The sequence below is a fragment of the Actinoallomurus sp. CA-150999 genome (assembly GCF_050942425.1).
GTDB lineage: Bacteria > Actinomycetota > Actinomycetes > Streptosporangiales > Streptosporangiaceae > Actinoallomurus.
This window is the reverse complement of the sequence record NZ_CP192063.1, coordinates 2460933-2483112: the sequence shown is the minus strand read 5'-3', so window position 1 is coordinate 2483112 and position 22180 is coordinate 2460933. Positions and strand designations below refer to the sequence as shown.

The 22180-nt window shown below is 72.6% G+C and carries 24 protein-coding genes; 5 read left to right on the top strand and 19 right to left on the bottom strand.

Annotated elements, in window-relative coordinates; translation table 11 throughout:
* Positions 1 to 22: 22 nt before the first annotated feature.
* The 9 genes from smc to rsmD form a co-directional block, all read right to left on the bottom strand.
* Positions 23 to 3718, bottom strand: a complete 3696-nt coding sequence (gene smc, locus ACQP2O_RS11845; RefSeq protein ID WP_433182835.1) for a chromosome segregation protein SMC — start codon at positions 3716 to 3718, stop codon at positions 23 to 25.
* A gap of 452 nt (positions 3719 to 4170) precedes the next feature.
* Positions 4171 to 4368, bottom strand: a complete 198-nt coding sequence (locus ACQP2O_RS11840) for a hypothetical protein (RefSeq protein WP_345443759.1) — start codon at positions 4366 to 4368, stop codon at positions 4171 to 4173.
* Positions 4369 to 4535: 167 nt separating this feature from the next.
* Positions 4536 to 4814, bottom strand: coding sequence for an acylphosphatase (locus tag ACQP2O_RS11835; protein ID WP_433182832.1), 279 nt, complete (start codon positions 4812 to 4814; stop codon positions 4536 to 4538).
* Positions 4815 to 4932: 118 nt separating this feature from the next.
* Entirely contained in the window at positions 4933 to 5787 is an 855-nt protein-coding gene (mutM, locus tag ACQP2O_RS11830) for a bifunctional DNA-formamidopyrimidine glycosylase/DNA-(apurinic or apyrimidinic site) lyase (RefSeq protein ID WP_433182830.1), read from the bottom strand.
* Entirely contained in the window at positions 5787 to 6506 is a 720-nt protein-coding gene (gene rnc, locus ACQP2O_RS11825) for a ribonuclease III (protein WP_433182827.1), read from the bottom strand. The genes mutM and rnc overlap by 1 nt, the downstream gene beginning before the upstream one ends.
* Positions 6507 to 6683: 177 nt before the next feature.
* Positions 6684 to 6860, bottom strand: a complete 177-nt coding sequence (rpmF, locus tag ACQP2O_RS11820; protein WP_252776286.1) for a 50S ribosomal protein L32 — start codon at positions 6858 to 6860, stop codon at positions 6684 to 6686.
* Position 6861: 1 nt separating this feature from the next.
* Complete coding sequence (locus ACQP2O_RS11815) at positions 6862 to 7446, bottom strand: YceD family protein (protein WP_433182823.1); 585 nt, start codon at positions 7444 to 7446, stop codon at positions 6862 to 6864.
* 111 nt (positions 7447 to 7557) lie between these two features.
* Positions 7558 to 8037, bottom strand: a complete 480-nt coding sequence (gene coaD / locus ACQP2O_RS11810) for a pantetheine-phosphate adenylyltransferase (RefSeq protein WP_360903199.1) — start codon at positions 8035 to 8037, stop codon at positions 7558 to 7560.
* A gap of 29 nt (positions 8038 to 8066) precedes the next feature.
* Positions 8067 to 8633, bottom strand: a complete 567-nt coding sequence (gene rsmD / locus ACQP2O_RS11805) for a 16S rRNA (guanine(966)-N(2))-methyltransferase RsmD (RefSeq protein WP_433182819.1) — start codon at positions 8631 to 8633, stop codon at positions 8067 to 8069.
* Between the two features lie 267 nt (positions 8634 to 8900).
* On the opposite strand from rsmD, the gene ACQP2O_RS11800 reads away from it, so the two are divergent.
* Complete coding sequence (locus ACQP2O_RS11800) at positions 8901 to 9632, top strand: hypothetical protein (RefSeq protein WP_433182816.1); 732 nt, start codon at positions 8901 to 8903, stop codon at positions 9630 to 9632.
* A 408-nt stretch (positions 9633 to 10040) separates the two neighbouring features.
* Here the strand turns inward: ACQP2O_RS11800 and ACQP2O_RS11795 are convergent, their stop codons facing one another.
* Positions 10041 to 10781 (bottom strand): TetR/AcrR family transcriptional regulator, encoded by a 741-nt coding sequence (locus tag ACQP2O_RS11795; RefSeq protein WP_433182813.1) that lies wholly within the window; start codon positions 10779 to 10781, stop codon positions 10041 to 10043.
* A gap of 37 nt (positions 10782 to 10818) precedes the next feature.
* Between ACQP2O_RS11795 and ACQP2O_RS11790 the strand changes: the two genes are divergently transcribed.
* A complete protein-coding gene (locus ACQP2O_RS11790) occupies positions 10819 to 12408 on the top strand; it encodes an MDR family MFS transporter (protein ID WP_433190996.1) in 1590 nt (529 codons plus the stop codon).
* Here the strand turns inward: ACQP2O_RS11790 and ACQP2O_RS11785 are convergent.
* The 5 genes from ACQP2O_RS11785 to ACQP2O_RS11765 all read right to left on the bottom strand — a co-directional run bounded on the left by ACQP2O_RS11785 (position 12355) and on the right by ACQP2O_RS11765 (position 18168).
* A complete protein-coding gene (locus ACQP2O_RS11785) occupies positions 12355 to 12933 on the bottom strand; it encodes a hypothetical protein (protein WP_433182810.1) in 579 nt (192 codons plus the stop codon). The genes ACQP2O_RS11790 and ACQP2O_RS11785 overlap by 54 nt on opposite strands.
* Before the next feature lie 213 nt (positions 12934 to 13146).
* A complete protein-coding gene (locus tag ACQP2O_RS11780) occupies positions 13147 to 13770 on the bottom strand; it encodes a HEAT repeat domain-containing protein (RefSeq protein ID WP_433182808.1) in 624 nt (207 codons plus the stop codon).
* A 95-nt stretch (positions 13771 to 13865) separates the two neighbouring features.
* Complete coding sequence (locus ACQP2O_RS11775; protein ID WP_360903234.1) at positions 13866 to 13943, bottom strand: putative leader peptide; 78 nt, start codon at positions 13941 to 13943, stop codon at positions 13866 to 13868.
* Positions 13944 to 14179: 236 nt separating this feature from the next.
* Positions 14180 to 16369: an ATP-dependent DNA helicase RecG gene (recG, locus tag ACQP2O_RS11770; RefSeq protein WP_433182805.1), complete on the bottom strand. Its 2190-nt coding sequence runs from the start codon at positions 16367 to 16369 to the stop codon at positions 14180 to 14182.
* Between the two features lie 233 nt (positions 16370 to 16602).
* Positions 16603 to 18168 carry a DAK2 domain-containing protein gene (locus tag ACQP2O_RS11765; RefSeq protein WP_433182803.1) on the bottom strand — a complete coding sequence of 522 codons (1566 nt, stop codon included), beginning with the start codon at positions 18166 to 18168 and terminating at the stop codon, positions 16603 to 16605.
* Positions 18169 to 18517: 349 nt separating this feature from the next.
* On the opposite strand from ACQP2O_RS11765, the gene rpmB reads away from it, so the two are divergent.
* A complete protein-coding gene (gene rpmB, locus ACQP2O_RS11760) occupies positions 18518 to 18715 on the top strand; it encodes a 50S ribosomal protein L28 (RefSeq protein WP_252847644.1) in 198 nt (65 codons plus the stop codon).
* 181 nt (positions 18716 to 18896) lie between these two features.
* Here rpmB and ACQP2O_RS11755 read toward each other — a convergent pair whose 3' ends face one another.
* The gene (locus ACQP2O_RS11755) at positions 18897 to 19031 is read right to left on the bottom strand and encodes a hypothetical protein (RefSeq protein WP_433182800.1); all 135 of its coding nucleotides are present in this window, start codon (positions 19029 to 19031) and stop codon (positions 18897 to 18899) included.
* A 7-nt stretch (positions 19032 to 19038) separates the two neighbouring features.
* Between ACQP2O_RS11755 and ACQP2O_RS11750 the strand changes: the two genes are divergently transcribed.
* A complete protein-coding gene (locus ACQP2O_RS11750; protein WP_433182797.1) occupies positions 19039 to 19530 on the top strand; it encodes a metallophosphoesterase family protein in 492 nt (163 codons plus the stop codon).
* Between the two features lie 172 nt (positions 19531 to 19702).
* On the opposite strand, the gene ACQP2O_RS11745 is transcribed toward ACQP2O_RS11750, so the two are convergent.
* On the bottom strand, positions 19703 to 19903 hold the full coding sequence (locus ACQP2O_RS11745) for a hypothetical protein (protein ID WP_433182794.1): 201 nt from the start codon (positions 19901 to 19903) through the stop codon (positions 19703 to 19705).
* A 461-nt stretch (positions 19904 to 20364) separates the two neighbouring features.
* Between ACQP2O_RS11745 and ACQP2O_RS11740 the strand changes: the two genes are divergently transcribed.
* Positions 20365 to 20595 carry a hypothetical protein gene (locus ACQP2O_RS11740; RefSeq protein WP_433182791.1) on the top strand — a complete coding sequence of 77 codons (231 nt, stop codon included), beginning with the start codon at positions 20365 to 20367 and terminating at the stop codon, positions 20593 to 20595.
* A gap of 107 nt (positions 20596 to 20702) precedes the next feature.
* Here the strand turns inward: ACQP2O_RS11740 and thiD are convergent, their stop codons facing one another.
* Complete coding sequence (gene thiD, locus ACQP2O_RS11735; RefSeq protein ID WP_433182788.1) at positions 20703 to 21515, bottom strand: bifunctional hydroxymethylpyrimidine kinase/phosphomethylpyrimidine kinase; 813 nt, start codon at positions 21513 to 21515, stop codon at positions 20703 to 20705.
* Between the two features lie 10 nt (positions 21516 to 21525).
* Complete coding sequence (locus tag ACQP2O_RS11730) at positions 21526 to 22134, bottom strand: cellulose binding domain-containing protein (protein WP_433182785.1); 609 nt, start codon at positions 22132 to 22134, stop codon at positions 21526 to 21528.
* Positions 22135 to 22180: the final 46 nt, after the last annotated feature.

Genomic DNA, 22180 nt, shown 5'->3' with positions numbered 1-22180 from the left:
AGGCGCTGGCTGACCACCTGGGTCAGGCCGGCTCGGGCTCGCGGAGGCGCTGGCTGACCACCTGGGTCACGCCGTCGCCGCGCATGCTGACGCCGTAGAGGGCGTCCGCGGACTCCATCGTCCGCTTCTGGTGCGTGATGACGATGAGCTGTGACGACTCGCGCAGTTCCTCGAAGATGGCGAGGAGGCGCTGGGTGTTCGTGTCGTCCAGGGCGGCCTCGACCTCGTCCAGCACGTAGAACGGTGACGGCCGCGCCTTGAAGATCGCCGCCAGGAACGCGACGGCCACGAGGGAGCGCTCGCCGCCGGACAGCAGGGACAGCCGCTTGACCTTCTTGCCCGGGGGCCGCGCCTCGACCTCGATCCCGGTCGTGAGCAGGTCCTCCGGGTCGGTGAGGGACAGCTTGCCCTCTCCGCCCGGGAACAGCCGGGAGAAGATGCCGGTGAACTCCCGCTCGGTGTCCTCGTAGGCCGCCGCGAACACCAGCTGGACGCGGTCGTCGACCTCCTTGACCACGGTGAGCAGATCCCGGCGGGTCTTCTTCAGGTCCTCCAGCTGGGAGGTCAGGAAGGCGTGGCGCTCCTCCAGCGCCGCGAACTCCTCCAGGGCGAGAGGGTTCACCTTGCCCAGCTGGGCCAGCTGGCGTTCGGCCTGCTTGGCGCGCTTCTCCTGCTTGGCCCGGTCGTACGGCTCGGGGACGGCGTCCTCGGGGGCGTCCGGGGCCGGGGGCACCGCCTGATCCGGGCCGTACTCGGCGATCAGCACGTCGACCTCGAGGCCGTACTCCTCCATCGCGCGCTCTTCGAACTGCTGCAGGCGCAGCCGCTGCTCGGCCCGCGCGACCTCGCTGCCGTGCGCGACGTTGACGAGCTTCTCGTGCTCGGAGGTGAGTTCCCGCACGCTGGTCCGGACGGTCTTCAGTTCCTCCTCGCGGGCGGCACGCGCCTGCTCCTGCGTCGCGCGCTCGGCGACGGCCGCTGCGATCGAGACCTCGATGCGGTCCAGAGCCCGCTGGGCGCCGACCACGACCGCCTGCGCCACCTGGGCGTCGCGCTCCCGGCGCCGGCGGCGCTCGGCGGCGTGGGCGCGCTCCTCGCGCTCGCGGGCGGCGGCCCGCTCCAGCTGGTCGGCCCGGCCGGCGATGGCCGCGACCCGCTCCTCGGCGGTGCGGACGTTCAGCCGCGCCTCCATCTCGGCGGACGCCAGCTGCCGGCATCGCTCGCTCAGCTCGTCGCGTCGGGCGGTGTCCTGGTCGTCGTCGTCCTCGACCGGCTCGGCCTCGGCGATCTCCAGGCGCTCGCGCAGCTCGGCGGCGGCCATCAGGTCGCGGTCGCGGGCCTCCTCGGCGGCGCTCAGCGACCGGGCCAGGCGCTCGGCCTCCTGCCGGGCCGCCTGCGCCGCGGCCTGCAGCCGCGCCACCTGCTTGGCCTCCTGCGCCGCCTCGGCCGCCGCCTCCCGCATCCGGGCGCGCACCTTGTCCAGGCCCGCCTGGGCGCGGTTCACGCCGGTCTGGGCCTCGCCGACCGCCGCCTGCGCGGCCTCCAGCACCGCCTGGGCATGCTGCTCCTCCGCGACGGCCTCTTCCAGGGCGACAGCGGTGCCCTCGGCCTTCGCCTCGGCGGTGGCGAGCCCCTCGGCGGCCTCGTCGCGGGCGGAGCGCATCTGCAGCAGGCTCTGCCGCTTGCCGCCGCCGAGCGCCCAGTGGGCGCCGAGCAGGTCACCCTCGCGCGTCACCGCCCGCAGCGCGGGCCGGGATCGGACGAGCGCGGCGGCAGCGGACAGGCCGTCGACCACCACGACGCCGGCCAGCAGGTGGCGGACCGCGGCCCGCACCGGCTCGGGGGCGCTGACCAGGTCGGCCGCCAGGCGCGCGCCGTCCGGGAGGTCGAGGCGCTCACCACCCTCGTCGGGCCCGGGAGGTTGGTTGGGAAAGCGCGGTTGGTCGGGAAGGCGCGCGCCGACGACGACGCCGGCCTGCCCGGCGTCCTCGGCGCGCAGCAGGGTCAGCGCGGCCTCGGCGGTGTCGAGCGAGGCGACGGCGACGGCCTCGGCGGCCGCGCCGAGCGCCGTGGCGACCGCGATCTCGGCACCCGGCTCGACCGACAGCAGGGACGCCATCGTGCCGAGGACGCCGTCGAGGTCGGCGGCGAGCAGGATCTCCCCGCCGTCGGCCGCGCTGCCCATCGTCTGGTCCAGGGCCTCGACGCGGGCCTGCAGCGCCGTGACCTCCTTCTGCGCGGCCTGGTCGGCGCCCCGCGAGGCGGCGACGCGGTCCCGCGCCTGCTTGAGCAGCCCCCGGGGCTCCTCGACGGCCTCGCGGGCGTGCTCGGCGGCCTCCTTGGCCTGCTCGAGGACCTCCTGGGCGCGCTCGTGTTCGGCGGCCAGCTCCGGGTCCTCCGCGGCCTCGGTGTCCTGCGCCTCGTACTCGGCCTGGGCCGCCGCCGCGCGCTCCCGCGCGTCGGCGAGGGCCTCCTCGAGCCGGCCGATCTCCGCCTCGGTGGCCTGCACCTTGCTGCCGAGGGCCTCGACCCGGCCGCGCAGCCGGGCGAGCCCCTCGCGGCGGTCGGCGGCCGCCCGGGCGGCGTCCTGCAGGCGGTACTCCTCCTCTTTCAAGGCCGACTCGGCGGTGGCGCGCTCGTCCACGGCCTCGGCCAGGAGGTCCTGCGCCGCCTCGAGCCGGGCGCCCAGGACCTCCTCCTGCTCCCGGATCTGCGCGGCCTCGCGCTCCATGTCCTCCGGGTCGCGGCCCCGGCGCTCCTCCGCCTGCGCCTCGACCGCGTTGCGGTGCCGCTCGGCGGCGAGCTCGCCGACGCCGCGCAGGCGCTCACGCAGCGAGGACAGCTGGAACCAGGTGTCCTGCACCTGGGCGAGGACCGGGGCCTGCTCGGCCGCCTCGGCCTCCAGAGCGGCCTCCCGCTGCTGGGCCTGCGTCAGGGCCTGCTCCACCGCCGTACGGCGCTCGCGGATGCTCGCCTCGTCGGCCGCCTCCTGCTCCAGTTTGGCCGTGAGGGTCACCAGGTCGTCGGCGAGGAGCCGCAGCCGCGCGTCGCGCACCTCGGACTGGATGACCGCCGCCCGCCGGGCGATCTCCGCCTGCCGGCCCAGGGGCTTGAGCTGGCGGCGCAGCTCGGTGGTGAGGTCCTGCACGCGCGTGAGGTTGGCCTGCATGGCGTTGAGCTTGCGGAGGGCCTTCTCCTTGCGCTTGCGGTGCTTGAGGACGCCGGCGGCCTCCTCGATCATCGCCCGCCGCCCCTCGGGGCCGGAGTGCAGGACGCGGTCGAGCTGTCCCTGTCCGATGATGACGTGCATCTCCCGGCCGATGCCGGAGTCGGACAGCAGCTCCTGGACGTCCAGCAGGCGGCAGGGGTCGCCGTTGATGGAGTACTCGCTCTGCCCCGACCGGAACATCAGCCGGCTGATCGTGACCTCGGTGTAGTCGATGGGCAGCGCGCCGTCGGAGTTGTCGATCGTGAGGACGACCTCGGCGCGGCCGAGCGGCGGGCGCGAGGAGGTGCCCGCGAAGATCACGTCCTCCATCTTGCCGCCGCGCAGCGACTTGGCGCCCTGCTCCCCCATCACCCAGGCGAGCGCGTCGACGACATTGGACTTTCCCGAGCCGTTCGGACCGACGACACAGGTGATCCCGGGCTCCAGGCGCAGCGTGGTCGAGGACGCGAAGGACTTGAAACCCCGCAGTGTGAGGCTCTTCAAGTACAAGCGTCCACCGATCCTTTCTGCGAGCCGGGAGGTCGGCCGGGATGGGTCGGCCGACGGGTGGACCGCCCCGCGCCGGGCCCGCGGCGCCCGGTCATCCCCGCACGATACCGTCCGGCACCTTCCGGGCCGGGTATCCGACTTTCACCAATGTGCCATGGTCGGACGTCACGCGTGGCATGTCTCCGGCGGATTCCCCACCGTGGCGGGGCGAAGCCGTGCAGGAACGCCGAACGCGGGCTGTGGCGTCCGTCACAGGCGGGCGAACGAACGGCCCGGTTCGAAGACCGATCGGAATTCCCCGGACGGCCCGGGGAATTGGATCATGAAAATGTTTCCCCTGGCATTGCATGACGACCGGCTCGGCCGAATATGCATGCACCGGAACGGTGCCAGCGGGGCGAACCAAAAAGGGACGTCAGGTCGACGTCCCTTTTAAACGTGCGGCGCTGACGTCAGGTCAGCGCCGGTTCGCGATCCTTGACGGCAAGCGCCATGACTTCATTGTCAGCAACAGCGGCAAGCGCGTCGTTTTCGGACTGGAGCCGTACGAGTTCGGCCTCCAGGTCACGGACACGCTGCTGCAGGCGCCGCATCTCCGCAACCATGCGGGGGTCCGGACCGCCGACGTGGCCGAGTAGAGCCTTCGCCATGATTAAGGGTCCTCCACGCTGAGTGACCAGCAGGAATGGTCGCGCACGAAGAGCTACTTGAGGTGCGCGTAACAACTAGGGTCGCACCGGCAGGAGTGCCGGTCAAGACAGATGTCACAGACCCGTAACAACCTGTCCGTACAAGTTTAGCAGACCTCCCAGACCGATCACCGTTCGGCGAAGCCTTGAAGACCGCCGCGCGGCTCGGTCCAGCGATCCGATACACCGGTGACCCTTCCCGGCGTCGTTCCACCACGCAACAGCTCCAAAAGCAGTTCGCATGCCTTACGCGGCCCCTCGGCGATCACTTCGACCCGGCCGTCCACGAGATTGCTCGCCGAACCGGTCAAGCCGAGTTCCAGTGCGCGGGAGCGCACCCACCACCGGAAGCCGACACCTTGCACCCGGCCCCGCACCCAGGCGGTAAGCCGTACGTCATCATCCATTCCCCTGATCGTAGGTGTGTACACCGCGTAGCCCATCGAGCACGAAAAACTCCATTTCCGGACAGCCCGGAAGGGCGGCGCCCCTTACCCCGGCCGGTCCCCCCGGACTCGACTCGGGTCAGTAGTGCGCGCGGCGGGGGCGTGGCTGGCAGGTGGGGCAGGTGAAGGACGAGCGGTTCATGAAGGCGTCGCGGCGGATGGGGCTGCCGCACCGCGCGCAGGGCTCGTCGCGCCGCCCGTAGACGTTGAGCGACCGCTCGAAGTAGCCGCTCTCGCCGTTCACGTTGACGTAGAGGCTGTCGAAGGAGGTGCCGCCCGCCTCGAGCGCCGCGGCCATGACCTCGCGCACCCCCGCCAGCAGGCGCGTCACCTCCGGCCGGGTGAGGGTCTCGGTCGGTCGCGCCCAGTGCAGCCGGGCCCGCCACAGGGCCTCGTCGGCGTAGATGTTGCCCACACCGCTGATCAGGGACTGGTCGAGGAGCGCCCGTTTCACCCCGGTGCGCCGACGCCGAAGGGCCCCGTAGAACGTCTCCTCGTCGAAGGCGTCCTCGAGCGGGTCCGGGGCGATGTGCGCGATCGGCTCGGGTACGCCGTCCACGGTCGGGGTCAGCATGAGGTGCCCGAAGGTGCGCTGGTCGATGAAGCGCAGGTCCCGTCCCCCGTCGGCGAAGGTGAACCGGGCGCGCAGGTGCTTCTCCGGCGGCCGCTCCGGATCGTCGACGATCAGCTGGCCGCTCATGCCGAGGTGGGCCAGTAGCGCCTCGTCGTCGCCGACCGGGAGCCAGAGGTACTTCCCACGTCGCCGCGCCGCCGCGACCGTCCGGCCGGTCATCCGGACCGCCAGGTCCGCGGGACCCTCCACGTGCCGGCGCGCCGCGCGTGGATGCAACACCTCGGCCGACCGGACCGTACGGCCGACCACCCAGCGCTCGACGCCGCGCCGGACGACCTCCACCTCGGGAAGCTCGGGCATTACTCTTTCGGCTTCTCTCCGGAGCGCTCGCGGATCGCCCGCCACGCGGCCTCGGCCGCCTGCTGCTCGGCCTCCTTCTTGCTGCGCCCCTCGCCGCGGCCGTACTCCGTACCGCCGACGACGACCACGGCGCGGAACGTCTTCTGGTGGTCCGGGCCGCTCTCCTCCACGTGGTACTCGGGAACGCCGAGCTCCTCCGTGGCGGTCAGCTCCTGCAGGGAGGTCTTCCAGTCCAGCCCGGCGCCCAGGCTGGCCGAGCGGGTGATCAGCGGGTCGAACAGCCGGTGGACCAGCTCGTCGGCGGCCTTGAGGCCCAGGTCGAGGTAGACCGCGCCGATCAGCGCCTCGAGCGTGTCGGCGAGGATCGAGGACTTGTCGCGCCCTCCGGTGCCCTCCTCGCCGCGGCCGAGCCGGATGTAGGCGCCCAGACCGAGCGCGCGGGCCACGCCGGCGAGGGCGCGCATGTTGACCACCGCGGCCCGCAGCTTGGCGAGCTGTCCCTCGGGCAGGTCCGGATGGTTGCGGAACAGGGTGTCGGTGACGACGAGGCCGAGCACCGAGTCGCCGAGGAACTCCAGGCGCTCGTTGGTCGGCAGCCCGCCGTTCTCGTAGGCGTAGGACCGGTGGGTCAGGGCGCGTTCGAGGAGCGCCGGGTCGGGGTGGACGCCGAGGGCGTCCTCGAGCGGGCCACGGTCGGACGCCGAATGATCGGTCTTCACGCGACACCCACAACGAGGGTCGCGTCGTAGGGCATTCTCACGGTTCTTCCTCCGAGGAAGGGTCCGCGAGGGCGAGGCGCACGCCGGGTGTCTCCGGCGTCCGCCACGACCTCGGGCGAGTCTTCATCGCGAGACGAGGTCGGGGGCGGCATTGCGGCCGCCCCCGGGGTACGTCGCTCAGGCCACGTCGACGACCTGTCGGCGGTTGTAGGTGCCGCAGGTCGGGCACGCGGTGTGCGGCAGCTTCTCGTCGCGGCACTGCGGGCAGCGCACGAGCGTCGGCGCCTGGGTCTTCCACTGCGAGCGACGGTGCCGCGTGTTGCTGCGCGACTTCTTCCGCTTAGGTACGGCCACGTCAGCCCTCCTGGTCTTCTTGTCGTTGATCCAACATGCCCTGCAATGCCGCCCACCGGGGGTCGACGGCCTCGTGGTGGTGGTCCGGCTCGGCGTCGGCCAGCCGCACCCCGCACTCCGAGCACAGGCCGGGACAGTCGTCCTGGCACAGCGGGGACAGCGGCAGTGCGAGCACCATCGCGTCCCGGACCACCGGCTCGAGATCGATGAGATCTCCCTCGAGACGGAACTCGTCATCCTCCGCGCTCTCGCCGGAGCGAGTGTCGGAGTAGACGAAGAGCTCCTGGAAGTCCACCTCGATGGACAAGGTGACCGGGTCCAGGCAGCGCGCGCACTCTCCGGTGAGAGGTGCCCGCGCCGTGCCCGAGACGAGCACGCCCTCCATGACCGCCTCGAGCCGAAGGTCCAGCTCGATGTCGGCGCCCTCGGGGACACCGACCATCTCGACGCCGAGATCCGCCGGAGCCGCCACGGTCCTGGATTCCTCGCGCATCGATCCCGGTCTGCGGCCCAGCGTGGTCGTGTCGATCACGAATGGAGCCCGGGGATCGATGCGGGTCAGGTTCTTCCTGCTTCCGTGAGGCATGGCGCATCACCGCCGTCGTACAAGGTCGATTGGCAAGGTTACCAACGCGCGGGCGTTCCCCCAACTCGGCCACCCCGCCGTCACCTGGCGGGCGGTCCGCTCAGAACCGCTTTAGGACTGCTCGAAGCGCCGGATGAGCCGCCGCTCGACCGGCTCGGGCACCAGTCCGGAGACGTCTCCGCCGTACTGCGCGACCTCCTTGACCAGGCTGGAGGACAGGAAGGAGTACAGCGGGTTCGTGGCCATGAACATCGTCTCCACCCCGGCCAGCTGGTGGTTCATCTGCGCGATCTGCAGCTCGTAGTCGAAGTCGCTGACCGCGCGCAGACCACGGACGATCACCGGGATGTCGCGCTCGCGGCAGAAGTCGACCGTGAGTCCGTGGAACTTCTCGACGACGACGTTGCCGTACTGCTTCGTCACCTCGGCGATCATCTCGACGCGTTCGTCGACGGTGAAGAGGCTCTTCTTGGAAATGTTGATGAGGACGGCGACGACGACCTCGTCGTACAGCCGTGACGCCCGGCTGATGATGTCGAGGTGTCCGTTGGTGACGGGGTCGTAGGAGCCCGGACAGACAACACGGCGCACGAGGTGAGCACCCTTCGCTGAGGAAGCCGTCAGTGACCTGCGGCGTGACCGTACCAAAGCGTCCCTTCGCCGTAGCGACGGGCCCTGCCCTCCTCATACCCCGCCGGCCAGCGGACCGGTCCGTCCCGGGTGGCCCGCTCGATCGCGACCAGCGCGTCCGGCGCCAGCCAGCCGTGATCACGCAGGTCCTCGAGGATCCGGGTGACGACCTCGCCGCTCACGGCGTACGGCGGGTCCGCGAAGATCAGGTCGTACGGCTCGGGCGCCGGGCGCCGCACCACCCGCTCGACGCGGTCGGTCACCAGTTCGGCGCCGGGCAGCCCGAGGGCGTCGATGTTGGCCTTGATCACCTTGGCGGCGCGCGGCGCCGACTCGACCAGCAGCACGTGCGCCGCCCCGCGTGACAGCGCCTCCAGCCCCACCGCCCCGGACCCCGCGAACAGGTCGGCCGCCCGCAGGCCGGTCAGGTCGCCGAGCAGCGAGTGGATCGAGGCGAACAGCCCTTCGCGGGCGCGGTCGCTGGTCGGCCGGGTGTCACGGCCGGAGGGAACCGAGATGCGCCGGCCTCCGGCCGTTCCTGCGATGAGTCGGGTCACTCCCCCAGTCTGCCCAGCCATCGCGCGCGCCGCTCCGCGCCCCGGCCCGGAGGTAAGGAGTGACCGGTCGATCATTCCCATGAACTACCGCTCGTGACAGACTAGTCGCGGTTCGTACGGTGCGTCCGAGTTCTTCCGGCGCACGCGACCGGGAGGGGGCCAGAAGGTGCCGTCGGCCTGCGAAGGCGTGTCCACGCCACCGCCGGCCCGTGCGCCGCCCTGTCTCCCGGTCTCGGCCCCCGCTCCTTCTACCTGGAGAGATCCCCCATGCGAACACGCACGAGGCTGGCCGCGACGGCCGGCCTGACGATCCTCGGCGGTACCGCCCTCAGCGGTGTCGCCCACGCCGAGACCGGTGGGCTCGGTCTCGGCGGCGACCTGACCACGCCCGTGACCAAGACCGTGTCCGGCGTCGTGAAGACGACGGACCGGACCACTCGCACCGTGCGGAAGGCGACGTCCGGCATCTCGTCGAGCACCGCACGGCGCTCCACCGGCTCCGGCCTTCACGTGAACCTTCCGATCGGCGTGAACCTGTCGGGGCGCCGCGCCTCCCTGTCCGCCGGCGTGAAGGTGTCCCTGGGCCGCGCCAATGTCGGAGCCTCCCTCGGGCTCTGCGCAGGGTGCTCGGCCCCCCGCCCGGCTCCGGGCTCGCCGCCGGCACCGGGCCAGCCGACCCCGCCGGGTCAGCCGACCCCGCCCGGCCAGCCGAGCCCGCCCGGCGGTCAGCCTCCGGGTTCACAGCCGCCCGGCACTCAGCCGCCGGGTGCCCAGCCGCCGGGCTCCGCGCCCCCGGTCACGCAGCCTCCGGCGACCCAGCCGCCCCTGGGTGCCCCGGCCGGCAAGGGAGAGCTGTCGACGGTCGGCGCGCCGCGTCTGCCGCATCTGCCGTACACCGGCGGACCGTTCGGAGTGCTCGCGTTCCTGGGTGTGATCGCCGTGGCGACCGGAGCGGCGGCCGTCATCAGCGCCCGCCCGAAGGCACGCCTCAGCGCCTGAACGCCCGGGACCGGAGGGCGCCTCCCAGCACGAAGGCGCCCTCCGGTCCCCACGCGACGGCGGCCTCTGGACCCGCCCGAATGCCGAAACCCCGGCATCGAACGCGAGCACTCCATCCTGAGCAGCCCCGCCCCGCTGAGGCACCCTCGGCGCCCGCCGGGCACCCGAGCTCAGCACCGAACACGCGCACCTCGCCCCGGACCATGGCGCTTCGCCCCGGGGCGGCAAGCTGCCGAGCCCGCCGCACGCGAAGCCTCAGCGTGAGAACCCTGCCCTGTAAGGCACCCTGCAGGCCCGTACCGCGCCGTCCCCGTCCGCGGCCCGGACCCGCCGGACGCGCGAAGCCTCAGCGTCGAGATCCCTGCCCCTAAGAGGCGCCTGCGCGCCCGTACGTGGGGGTGCCGCCCCTTAGCCGTACTGCCGCTCGATTCCGTCGAGCATCCAGTTCAGGCCCTGCTCGAAGTCGCGTCCGGTGCACCGGAGGCCGTCTCTGAGCAGGGGGGTGATGGCCACGAACTCGCCGCTGTCGGCGAGGTCTTGCAGGTAGGGCCGGACGAGCGCTTCGCCTTCGAGGCCGGTGGCCTCGGCGTGCCGGGCGATCTCCCGCTCCCGGGTCTCGCGGCCGACGAAGCCGAGGACGTAGTCGTCGACCGCCGCGATGACCCGCCAGGCGTCGTGGGGCTCCAGCCGCAGACCGGCGAGCGCCGCGACCGACTGCTCGAGATGACGCAGACCGTTCGGGCCGATCATGGCGCCGGGCCGCTGGGTGACCAGGTCGACCTGCCAGGGGTGGCGCAGGCCGACCTCCCGCTCCCGGCAGGCGATCATCGTGATCGCCTGCCGCCATTCGGCCGGCAGCCCCTCGCGGATGACCACCTCGCCCGCGACCTCGTCGCCCATGAGGTCGAACAGGTCGGCCTTGCTGTCGATGTAGGAGTACAGGCTCATCGTGCGGGCGTCGAGCTCGGTCGCGATCCGCCGGATCGAGACGGCGGCGAGCCCTTCGGCGTCGGCGATCCGCAGCGCCGCCGCGACGATCGCCTCGCGCGTCAGCGTCGATCGCCGTTTGCCGGACTCCCGTGCCCAGACGGGGGTCGCCGGCCGCGCTTTCGCCTGATTACGGTCGCTGACCTGCTCCGAGGCACCCACGCCCAAAATGTTATCCGGCTATGTCCGTTGTTGATCGATACAGCGTACGATTTGCCGATACGCTGTACGAAATTCCGCTACAGCGTACGCCGAAGGAGTCAGGGGCATGACTTCCGTCACCGACCGGCCGGGGGACGCGGTCTTCGATCCGGAGCTTCGACGGCTGGCCGCCGTCGTCGTCCTCGGCGCGATGATGACGATCCTCGACGCGACGATCGTCAACGTGGCGATCAACACGCTCGGCCGTGACTTCCACACCTCCCTGTCCACCATCCAGTGGGTGATGACGGGCTACACGCTCGCCCTCGCCATGACCATCCCGCTCACCGGCTGGGCCGTTCAGCGGTTCGGCGGCAGGACGATGTGGATCACCTCGATCGTCCTGTTCATCGCCGGTTCCGTGCTCTGCGGCGCCGCCTGGTCGGTGACCAGCCTCATCGCGTTCCGCGTCGTGCAGGCGATCGGCGGGGGCATGCTCATGCCCGTCGGGCAGACGATGCTCGCCCGCAAGGCCGGCCCCGAGCGGATGGGCCGGGTGATGAGCGTCGTCGCCGTCCCGGCCATGCTCGGACCGGTCCTGGGCCCGGTGCTCGGCGGGCTGATCGTCGACGACCTGTCCTGGCGCTGGATGTTCTACGTGAACGTGCCCGTCTGCGCGCTCGCGCTCCTGGCCGCGTTCGCGTGGCTGCCCCGCGACACCGAGCGGCAGGCCGACACCCCGCTCGACGTGTTCGGCCTCGCGCTGCTCTCCCCCGGCGTGGCCGCCCTCGTCTACGGCCTGTCCCAGACCGGGAACGGCCACGGCCTCACCGACCCGCAGGTGTACGGCTGGGCGGGCGCCGGTGTCGCGCTCATCGCCGTCTTCGCCGTACGCGCGCTGACCCGGGGCGACCGCGCACTGGTCGACGTGCGGCTCTTCCGGGACCGGGGGTTCACGGCCTCGGCCGTCTCTCTGTTCGTCTACGTCGGGGCCCTGTTCGGGGTGACGTTCATGGCCCCGCTGTACCTCCAGACGGTGCGCTCCGACAGCCCGCTGCACGCCGGGCTGTTGCTGGCCCCCATGGGGATCGGCGCGGCGATCAGCATGCCGTTCGCGGGGCGGCTCACGGACCGCGTCGGCTCCCGCGCGCTGGCCGTGTCCGGGCTCGTCGTCGTGCTGGCCGGGCTGTCGGCGTACACCCGGCTGAACGCCGACACGAGCAGGCTCCTCCTGGGTGCGGCCATGCTCCTCGTCGGGATCGGCCACGGCATGATGATGCCGTCGCTGATGGCGGCCGCGTACCTCCGCCTGAGCAGAGCGGCGGTGCCGGCGGCCACGACGGCGAGCAACATCGTCGTGCGGGTGGGCAGTTCCTTCGGCGTCGCCGCCCTGGCGGTGGCTCTGCAGATCTCCATCCGCCACCAGGTCCCGGGCGCGACCGGGAGCCTCGCCTCCGTGAGCCGGGTACGGTCACCGGACCTGCCGTCCCGCCTGGCCCACGCGTTCGGCGCCGGCTTCTGGTGGGCGTTCGCGATCGCCGCGGCGGCGGTCGTGCCGATCCTGCTCCTCCCCCGGTGCCGGCCGCCGGCGGTCTCAGTAGTCGAGGGCGACGGTTCCGTCGCTGAGCCGGTGGACGACCGCGCCTAGGTCCTCGACGTCGATGAGGGCGCCGCGCAGCCCGTACACGACCGCGGCGCCCTCGAACCGCTCGGCGTTCCGGCGCAGGCGCTCGGCCCGGCCCGCGTCGTCGCCCGCGAGTTCCTCCGCGTCGGTGACGTCGACCAGGAGGTACGGCCGGGGCCCCTTCTCGGCGACGCGCAGCCGCGAGACACGCTCCCAGGGGACGAACACGTCGTACCCGCGCCGCGCGAACACCCGCAGCCGCACGCCCGCGGCCGTGAAGACGGGCGGGGTCCGCAGCAGCCGGAACTCCGCGCGGGCGAGGAACCCCATGCCGATGGCGGAGCCGAGCAGCCCGAGCCCGAGCAGGGGGAAGATGACGAACACGGCGCCGGCCGCCGCCTGTTCCGACAGCCTCCGCATCGCGACCAGCAGGTACCCCACCGTGACGAGTATGAGCAGCGCGCCGACGGCCGAGACGGCGGCCAGGGCGGCGATCACATAGGCGGGCGCGGCGGCGATGGGGACCGGAAAGTCGCTCTTCTCCTCCACTGCGGGAGCGTAACCACGGAAGGAAGATCGCGGCCACGTCTTCCCCGGCGCGTCGGGCGACCGTGATCGACATCGCGGGTCCACACACGACACTCGGGCCGGAAACGGACGCCCTACGGCGCGGCGTGGACGACGCCGCGCAGCCGGTCTCCGGCGGCGGCGACCATCCACTCGGCCACGCCGCCGGCCGCCGGAATCCCCTCGCCCGTCCGGTCACGGGCGAGCCTGGGGCGCGGCCAGGACCCAGCGGGCCTCGGCGCGGACGCCCGGGTCCGGGTCGGCCAGCGCGGTCGTGAGGGCCGACCGGGCGTAGTGCCGGTCGGCGGCCCACCGCGCCAAGGCCTGGACGGCGGCGCGACGGACGGCCACGACGTCGTCGTCGAGAACGCTGGTCAGCGGCCCGACCGCCGCGCGGGGTCCGAGCGTGCCGAGGGCGGCCACCGCGCGTTCGCGGATCCTCCAGGACGGATCGGTCAGGGCGATCTCGCCGAGCTCGGCCGCGGCCTTGAGGACGACCAGGCCACGGATCGTCTCGGCGCGGCCGGCATCGTCGCGGCGCAGGGCCAGCGCGTAGATGTCCCAGGCGGCGGTCCGCATGGCGCGCACCAGTTCCGTGGCCACCTCGCGTACGTAGGAGTCGTCGGCGGCGTCCGCGGCCTCGACGAGCGCGCGGACGCCCTCCTCGCCGACGAGCACCTCCCGCTCGTCGATGAGGGCACCGGCGGCGGCCCGGCGGACGCGGGCGTCGCGGTCGCCGAGCGCGCGGGCGAGCCGGTTGCCGGTCTCCTCGTCGGTGCGCGGCGCGCTCGGCAATACCGGCAGGTCGATGACGGTCATGTGTTCCTCCGGAGAGTCGTCGTCTGACGGGCGTCGGGGGGACTCGTCCTCCCCGCGCGGGACGGGGCCGCGACGCGCGGCCCGGGAACGGGGACTCAGCCGCGACAAAGAGCGCTGGCCTGACGCCGCAGGTCGACGTGGAGCCGCGCGATCAGCGGATCTCTCCGGTACACCGTTCGATCGTGAACCCGGCTTCCCTATTTTGTCAACCGAATCAGTGGGGAATCCTTCCGGCCAGCCGTGGGACCGGCGGAAGCGGGCTCAGGTCTTCTCTGGGGCGACGCCGTAGGGCTCGGCGTGGGGGTTTGATCACCGGTGCCCGTTCAGCAGGCGGCGCTCGATGTCCCGTACGGCGCAGGAGGAACGGGGCGAGCAGCGGGCTGTCGTCCCTGGCCGTCGTGGGCGGGGGTCAGGTCTTCTCGAGGTACTCCGCGCGTTCCTCGTCGATCAGGGCCGCCAGCTCGGCCGCGAGCACGGGGTGGTCGGCGAGCTCCGGATCCTGCTCGACGAGCGCGGCGGCCTCGGCGCGCGCCGCCTTGATGATCTCCTCGTCCTTCAGCAGGGTCAGCAGCCGGAGGCTGGACCGCCGCCCGGACTGGCTCTCCCCCAGGACGTCGCCCTCGCGGCGCTGCTCCAGGTCGAGCCGCGACAGCTCGAAGCCGTCGAGCGTGGAGGCGACCGCGTCGAGGCGTTCGCGGGCCTTGGACCCGTCCTCCGCGTCGGTGACGAGCAGGCACAGCCCCGGGTACTTGCCGCGACCGACCCGTCCGCGCAGCTGGTGCAGCTGGGACACCCCGAACCGGTCGGCGTCCAGGACGACCATGACCGTGGAGTTGGGCACGTCGACGCCGACCTCGATGACGGTGGTGGCGACGAGAACGTCGACCTCGCCGGCGGCGAACCGTCGCATCAGGGCGTCCTTGTCGTCCGGGTGCAGCCGGCCGTGCAGGACGCCGATCCGCAGGTCGTGCAGCGGGCCCTCGGAGAGCTTGGGAGCGACCTCGAGCACGGCCAGGGGCGGGCGCCGCGCCTCCCCGTCCGTCTCCCCGGCGGACAGGTCGCCCTCGTCGCCCTCCGTCTCGCCGATGCGAGGACAGACGACGTACGCCTGCCGCCCCTGGGCGACCTCCTCGCGGATGCGCTCCCAGGCGCGGTCCCAGTACGCCCGGTTGGCGGTGGGCACGACGTGGGTGGCGATCGGGGACCGCCCGGCCGGCAGCTGGGTGAGCGACGAGGTGTCGAGGTCGCCGTACACGGTCATGGCGACGGTGCGCGGGATCGGGGTGGCGGTCATGACCAGGACGTGCGGGCGGCCGCCGGTGGCCTTCTCCCGCAGCGCGTCGCGCTGCTCCACACCGAACCGGTGCTGCTCGTCGATCACGACGAGGCCCAGGTCGGCGAACTGGACGTGCTCCTGCAGAAGCGCGTGCGTGCCGACGACGATGCCGGCGGTGCCCGAGGCCGCGTCGAGCAGGCCCTCACGCCGGGCCTTGGCCCCCTGCGAGCCGGTCAGCAGCGCGACGCGGGTGCCGTGCTCGGCCCCGCCGAGCCGACCCGCCTCGGCGAGCGGACCGAGCATGCTCACGATCGACCGGTGATGCTGCTGGGCCAGGACCTCGGTGGGGGCGAGCAGCGCCGCCTGCCCGCCCGCGTCGACGACCTGCAGCATCGCGCGCAGGCCGACGATCGTCTTGCCGGCGCCGACGTCACCCTGCAGCAGGCGGTGCATGGGGTGCTCGCGGGCCAGGTCCGCGGCGATCTCCTCCCCGACGGACCGCTGCCCCTCGGTGAGCGCGAACGGCAGCCGCTCCTCGAACTCGGCGAGCAGCCCGTCCTCCCGCGGTGACCTCGGCGTCGCCGGGAGCGCCGAGGCGTCGCGCCGCCGCTGGGCGAGGGCGGTCTGCAGAACGAACGCCTCGTCCCACTTGAGCCGTTTGCGCGCGCGGCCGGCCTCGGCCATGTCCGCAGGCCGGTGGATGCCCTGGTACGCCTCGGCGAGCCCGATCAGCCGATGCCTCCTGCGCACCGGCTCCGGCAGGGCGTCGGACCCCACGTCCACGGTGTCGAGGGCCATCCGGACGCAGTCGCCGATCTGCCAGGAGGTCAGGCCCTTGGTCGCCGGGTACACGGGGATCAGCTCCTCGGCGAACTCCCGCGCCGCGTCGGCACCCTCCCGCGCGCTCACCGCCTTGTACTCCGGATGGACCAGCTGCCGCTTGACCCCTTGCCCGGCCCGGTAAAACGAGACCTTCCCGGCGAACAGCCCGCGCGTGCCCGGGGGCAGCTCCCGCTCCGGGATGTGCGCGCCGTTGCCGAAGAAGGTGAGGGTCAGGCGCCCCCGGCCGTCCGTCACGACGACCTCGAGGATGTAGCCGGGCCGCTTGGTGATCCGCCGCCCCTGAACCTTCTCGACCTCGGCCATCACCGTCACGTACTCCCCCTCGACGAGGCCGACCAAGTCGGTCAGCTCGCCCCGCTGGGCATAGCGGCGCGGGTAGTGGCGGAGCAGGTCGCCGGCCGTGTGCAGGTCGAGGGCGACCAGCTTCTTGGCCGCCTTCGCACCCACCACCTTCGTCAGCGGCGTGTCGAGTGTCGTCACGGAACCTTCCTATTACCAGCCCGGCTCCCTCTGTTCTACCGGCTCGACCGGACAGGACGCGCCGAACCGGTCACGCCGACCGAACAGAACCCGGTCGACCCGCTCGCGCCGACCGGGCAGAGTCGCGGGCCGACGAGGTCTATTCCGCTCTGTTCCAGAGGTCTACTCCGCCCCGATCCGGAGGGCTGCCCGCCCTTGCCCGGGGATCGGCTCCCACTCCGATCCGGCGGGGTCTACTCCACGCCGATGAGGAGCGGATGGCGGTCCTGCCCGCCGTGGTAGACGGCGACCTCGACGTCGGGCCGTACGGCGTGCAGGCGATCGCGGACCCGGTCGGCGAGGTCCTCCGGCGCGCCGTCGCCGACGATCAGCGTCACCAGCTCGCTCCCGGCCGACAGCATCCGGTCCACGACGGTCGCGGCGACGGCGGGCGGATCCGCGCCGATGACAGCGACGTCGCCGTCGACCAGGCCGAGGACGTCGCCGGGACGGCACATCCCGACACTGGTGACCGCCTCCCCCCGGGCGGTCTCCAGCCGCCCGGACCGCGTCGCGCCGGCCGCGTGGGTCATGGCGATCACGTCGTCCTCGAAGCGGCGCAGCGGGTCGTGGACCGCGAGGGCTGCCAGGCACTGCACGGACGCCTTCGCCGGGACGACCGCCGCGCGTACGCCGTCCTCCCGGGCCCGTCGCGCGGCCGCCTCCGCCACGGCGAGGACGGTCTCGTCGTCGGGCAGCACGATCACGTCGTCCCCGGCGGCCGCGATCGCGTCGCTCAGCTCGGCGAGGGCGGGGGTGTGACCGGGGGTCCGGCGTACGACCCGGGCGCCGTGCTCCTCCAGCAGCCCGACGAGACCCTCGGCGGCGGTCACCGCGACGACGCCCCGGCCGGTGCGGCGGGCGGCGCGGTGCTCCGCGGCGTCCAGGTACGACACGCGGAGGCGGTGCGGGCGGCCGGCGCGCAGCCCGGCCTCGATCGCGGCCCCGGCGTCGTCGGTGTGCACGTGGACGTTCCACAGGCCGTCGCCGCCGACCACGACGAGGGAGTCGCCGAGCGCGTCGAGCTCCGCGCGCAGGTCCGCGACCGCGCCCTCGCCGGCGTCGAGGAGGTACATCACCTCGTACGCCCCGCCGTCCGGTCCCGCTGCGGGCGGGGCCTCCGGCGGGTGGTCCTGGCTCCGGCGCGGCACCTCGTACGTCTCGGGGAACTCCCCGCTGACGACGGCGGCCAGGCTCTCGAGGACGACGCACAGGCCGGCCGCGCCGGCGTCGACCACACCGTTGCGGGCGAGCACGTCCAGGCGCTCCGGGGTGTGCCGCAGGGCGTCCCGGGCCCGCTCCACCGCCGCCCACGCGGCGACGGGAGGGTCCGCGTCATGGGGAGTCGCCTGCGCCGCCTCTCGCAGGACGCTGAGCATGGTGCCCTCGACCGGGTGGACCACGGCCCCGTACGCGAGGTCGGAGGCGTTCCGCAGCGCCGCGTCCAGGCCGCCACCGGCGCCGAGTACGTCGGCCATGCCGCGCAGCATCTGGCTGAGGATCACGCCGGAGTTGCCGCGGGCGCCGAAGAGCGCACCCTGGGCGAGGGTCCGCCAGACGGTCGCGGTGTCCGTGTCCTCGGACAGCCCGTCGAGGCGTTCGGCCGCGGCCAGCAGCGTCAGGTGAAGGTTGGTCCCGGTGTCGCCGTCGGGCACGGGGAACACGTTGAGCGCGTCGATCCCGGCGCGCGTCCGGCCCAGCGCGTCCGCCGCCAGCCGGCACCAGCGTCGTACCGCCGCGGCGTCGAGAACCTCGCCCACGCCACCTCCCAGACCGTCAGATTAGACTTACTCGCTCAGTGGTCTCCACCACACCGGCGCCATCGTTCCCGGCAGCCGGCCGGCCCCTCGCCGACGGCCAAGCGCCCGGCTCGGGGCGGCGCAGCGGCCGGCCGTCCTCGACGACGCACCGGGCCAGGCGAAGGCGGCCGGTCACGCCTGAGATCGGCTGCGGCTCGCCGCCGGGGTGTCATCCCGAGCGTCCGGCCGGCTCGATTCGCTCCTCGGGCGGGTGTCGGCTAGTCTTAATGAGCGGGTCCCCTCGGGGACCCTTTTGACGAGCGCCCGAATTCCGGGCTTCCACCCTTCCAAACACTTTGGAGCGCATCCCATGGCTTCTGTCTGCGAAATCTGCGGCAAGGGGCCGGGGTTCGGCATGCGCGTCTCTCACTCGCACCGCCGCACCCCGCGCCGCTGGAACCCGAACATCCAGCGGGTGCGAGCGGTCGTCGGCCGCACCACCAAGCGGATCAACGTCTGCACGTCGTGCATCAAGGCCGGCAAGGTCACCCGACCCGCCGCGCGCTGACGACGCGTGCCCGAGCGCCGCGAGGCGCCCTCGGACTGTGCTCTCACCGGGCACACTGATCGGCCGGTCCGTTCCACACACGGACCGGCCGATCTCTTTGTCGTACCCGGCCTCACGCTCATGCCCAGCGTGCTCGGGATCGGGTGGGCGAACGGGACCGGCAGGCCGTACGACGCGGTCATCACGTCGGCCGCCACGACCGCAGCGTCGTGTCCGGCGGCCGACGGCCTGCCAACCGCAACGGGCCGACGGGCATCGCCTCGGCGGCTAGAGCGTCCCACCAGTGCGGCATGCGGCCGTCGGGGCCGGGCATCATGCACCGCATGAGAGTCGTGGCGCTCGCCGACACGCACGCTCCCCGGCGCTGGCGGGGCTGCCCGCCCGCGGTGGCCGCGCATCTACGGGACGCCGACCTGATCCTGCACGCCGGGGACGTCTGCGTCCCCTCGGTCCTCGACGAACTCGCCGCCTACGCGCCCGTGCGCGCCGTGCTCGGCAACAACGACGGCGCCGACGTCGCGGCGTGGGGAGCGCCGGAGACCCGGGAGTTCGACCTGGCCGGCCTCCCGGTGGCGATGATCCACGACAGCGGTCCGGCCAAGGGCCGCCTCGCCCGCATGCACCGCCGGTTCCCGGATGCACGCCTGGTCGTCTTCGGGCACTCGCACATCCCGCTCGACGAGGCCGACGAGGGGCTGCGGATCTTCAACCCGGGCTCCCCGACCGACCGCCGGCGCCAGCCGCACGGCACGATCGGCCTGCTCGACATCGACGATGGCCGCCTGCTCGACGCGAGGATCGTCCCCGTCACCTGAGCCGAGCGCTCGCCCCCAGCGGATCGTCCCCGTCACTTGAGCCGGGCGCTCGCCTCCAGCGGATCGTCCCCGTCACCTGGGTCGGGCACTCACCTCCAGTGGATCGTCCCGCTCGCCTGAGCCGGGCGCTCACGCCCCCTAGAGGATCGTCCCCGTCACCTGGGCCGGGTGGTCACCACCCCCAGTCGCCGCCGCCGCCCCACGTGTCCCAGCAGTCTCCCCAGTTGTCGCATCCGTCGCCCGCGTGGCCGGCGACGACGTGGTGCGGTGTCGCCGTCATCGGGGGCGTGCGGGCCTCTCCACAGGCGAGTGCGATGGCTCCGGCCAGCGACAGGCCCGCGATGACGATGGCCGGCTTCTTCGGTGTGCGCATGGTGGACACCTCCTTGCGTCGTAGGTGACGCCGGACCCTCCCCGACGACGCTGAGGGCAATTGACGGTTTATATCCTTCCGCCTTGCGGCCAACTCGACAATGTCCGCCCATGCGGAATCAACCAATGAAACCGTCGCGATGCACTATTTGACCCCTCAAGGGGCACATCGCGCGACATTCTTTGTTTACGATCTTCGCGCCCTTGACACCTCGCGACGGCGGCGGCGAATCCGCCGGTGCAACGCCGAACCACCACCTGAGCGCCGGTCCTCGACATCCCTCACCAGGCCACCAAAGGGCACGCTGCGCCCGCGCCAAGTAGAGGTGAAATCTCAGCCTTTAGCTACTTATGGGTTGATTTGAGGCGTGATACGAGGTCGGGTGGAGGTGGATAGAACCGCATATCGGCTAATGGCCTGCCGTGTGCAAGACACTGTCCAGCAACCCAAAGGGGTGTCCAATGAGAATTCCGAAGCGGATGGCCCTCGCCATCTCAGGAGCAGCCTTCGCCGGAGCCACGGCCCTCGCCATGGGCGCGGCCGCGCCTGCCGGTGCGCAGCCCGTCACCGCGGCGCCCCAGCAGGTCACCACCGGGCACGTCGCCACCCACCTCATCAGCGACGGCTGGGGCTGGGGCTGGGACGACGACGACTGGGGCTGGGACGGCGGCTGGGACGACGACTGGTGCTGACCGGTCTCCAGCGACAGGTCATCTGACCTGACCCGCCGAACGGCGTCACCAGGACGTCGTTCCCGGTATCGGGGTCCCGCGCGACAGGCGCGGGACCTCGCCACGGGTCAGGGCCGCGCGACCGGCTGGGCGCGGTGGAACTCCCAGGCGTGATCCACCGGGCCGATGCCGCCTCCCAGGGGGAAGCCGTGCTCGATCGCCCCGGTGACGTACTCCTTGGCCCGTCCGACCGCGGCGACGACGTCCTCCCCGCGCGCGAGGTGGGAGGCGATGGCCGACGCGAGCGTGCAGCCCGTGCCGTGGGTGTGCATGTTGTCGAGCCGGCGTCCGGGGAAGCGGTGCTCCGTCGTACCGTCGAAGAGCAGGTCGACGGGCTCGCCGGGAAGGTGGCCGCCCTTGATCAGCACCCAGCGCGGGCCGAGCTCCTTGACCGCCTCCGCCGCCCGGCGCATCCCGCTCTCGTCCTCGACCTTGACGCCGGTGAGCTGCTCGACCTCCCAGAGGTTCGGGGTGACGACGGTGGCGACCGGGAGCAGCGCCTCGCGCACCGCGCCGACGGCCTCTGGGGCCAGCAGCGGGTCCCCGTGCTTGGACACGCCCACCGGGTCCACCACGACCGGGGCGTCGACATCCGACAGCGCCTCCGCCACGGTCTCCACGAGCGCCGAGGAGGCGAGCATGCCGGTCTTGACGGCCTGGGCGCCGATGTCGGACAGAACCGAGTCGAGCTGGGCGCGTACGGCCTCGGCGGGAAGCTCCCAGTAGCCCTGGACGCCGAGGGAGTTCTGGGCGGTGACCGCCGCGATCACGCTCATCCCGTGCACGCCGAGGGCGAGCATCGTCTTCAGGTCGGCCTGGATGCCGGCACCGCCTCCGGAGTCGGAGCCGGCGATCGTCAGGACCCGGGGCGGTGTGGTCATGCCGCCAACTCTACGGTCGGCAGGCCTTCCCGTTGAAGCTGCAGCCGGACGGCGTGCTGGCGGTCCCGGTGGCCGTGAAACGCACCCTGACCGTCCGGCCCGGAGCGATCGAGGTACGGGTGGCAGGGTTCCGGACGACGAGGACCGTCCCCGTACGAACCGCCCTGCCGCCGGACACGGCGCTGATCCTCGCCTGGGCGTAGCGGAGCACCAGCGTCCAGCCGTTGACGGTGGTGGTGCCGTGGTTGACGATCGTCGCCTCACCCTGGAACCCGCGCGCGGACGCCGCCGTCGTGCGGACGGTGACCACGACGCCGGAACGTCCGGTGCCACGGCTGGCCCGCCCGGACTGCGCGTCGTTGCCCGTCGTGTGTCCGCGGGGCTGGTCGGGCGGTCCCGAGACGGTTACGATCGGCGACGCGCCCCCGGACGGGGTGCCGCCCGCGAAGTTCAGTGAGATCTGCTGCGTGCTGAAGGCGGAGACGATCGCACCGAGCGCCAGGACACCGGCGACCGTCGGCAGGAGCGGCATCTTGCCGAGCCGCCAGTGCCGACCAGGGCGGTCGTCCCCCGGATCCACCCGCGCGCCGTCCTCCGGCTTCCTGGTGTGTCGTCCCATCCCGTCCCTCTCCGGTCTCGGGATGTATACCAAAAGCACACGACCC

What these genes read in the sequence shown, in the direction of transcription:
- ACQP2O_RS11840 (WP_345443759.1), bottom strand. Translation starts at nt 4,368, where the DNA reads ATGGCGAAGGCTCTACTCGGCCACGTCGGCGGTCCGGACCCCCGCATG.
- ACQP2O_RS11835 (WP_433182832.1), bottom strand. Translation starts at nt 4,814, where the DNA reads ATGGATGATGACGTACGGCTTACCGCCTGGGTGCGGGGCCGGGTGCAA.
- mutM (WP_433182830.1), bottom strand. Translation starts at nt 5,787, where the DNA reads ATGCCCGAGCTTCCCGAGGTGGAGGTCGTCCGGCGCGGCGTCGAGCGC.
- ACQP2O_RS11815 (WP_433182823.1), bottom strand. Translation starts at nt 7,446, where the DNA reads ATGCCTCACGGAAGCAGGAAGAACCTGACCCGCATCGATCCCCGGGCT.
- ACQP2O_RS11800 (WP_433182816.1), top strand. Translation starts at nt 8,901, where the DNA reads ATGCGAACACGCACGAGGCTGGCCGCGACGGCCGGCCTGACGATCCTC.
- ACQP2O_RS11780 (WP_433182808.1), bottom strand. Translation starts at nt 13,770, where the DNA reads ATGACCGTCATCGACCTGCCGGTATTGCCGAGCGCGCCGCGCACCGAC.
- rpmB (WP_252847644.1), top strand. Translation starts at nt 18,518, where the DNA reads ATGGCTTCTGTCTGCGAAATCTGCGGCAAGGGGCCGGGGTTCGGCATG.
- ACQP2O_RS11755 (WP_433182800.1), bottom strand. Translation starts at nt 19,031, where the DNA reads ATGATGCCCGGCCCCGACGGCCGCATGCCGCACTGGTGGGACGCTCTA.
- ACQP2O_RS11750 (WP_433182797.1), top strand. Translation starts at nt 19,039, where the DNA reads ATGAGAGTCGTGGCGCTCGCCGACACGCACGCTCCCCGGCGCTGGCGG.
- ACQP2O_RS11745 (WP_433182794.1), bottom strand. Translation starts at nt 19,903, where the DNA reads ATGCGCACACCGAAGAAGCCGGCCATCGTCATCGCGGGCCTGTCGCTG.
- ACQP2O_RS11740 (WP_433182791.1), top strand. Translation starts at nt 20,365, where the DNA reads ATGAGAATTCCGAAGCGGATGGCCCTCGCCATCTCAGGAGCAGCCTTC.
- thiD (WP_433182788.1), bottom strand. Translation starts at nt 21,515, where the DNA reads ATGACCACACCGCCCCGGGTCCTGACGATCGCCGGCTCCGACTCCGGA.
- ACQP2O_RS11730 (WP_433182785.1), bottom strand. Translation starts at nt 22,134, where the DNA reads ATGGGACGACACACCAGGAAGCCGGAGGACGGCGCGCGGGTGGATCCG.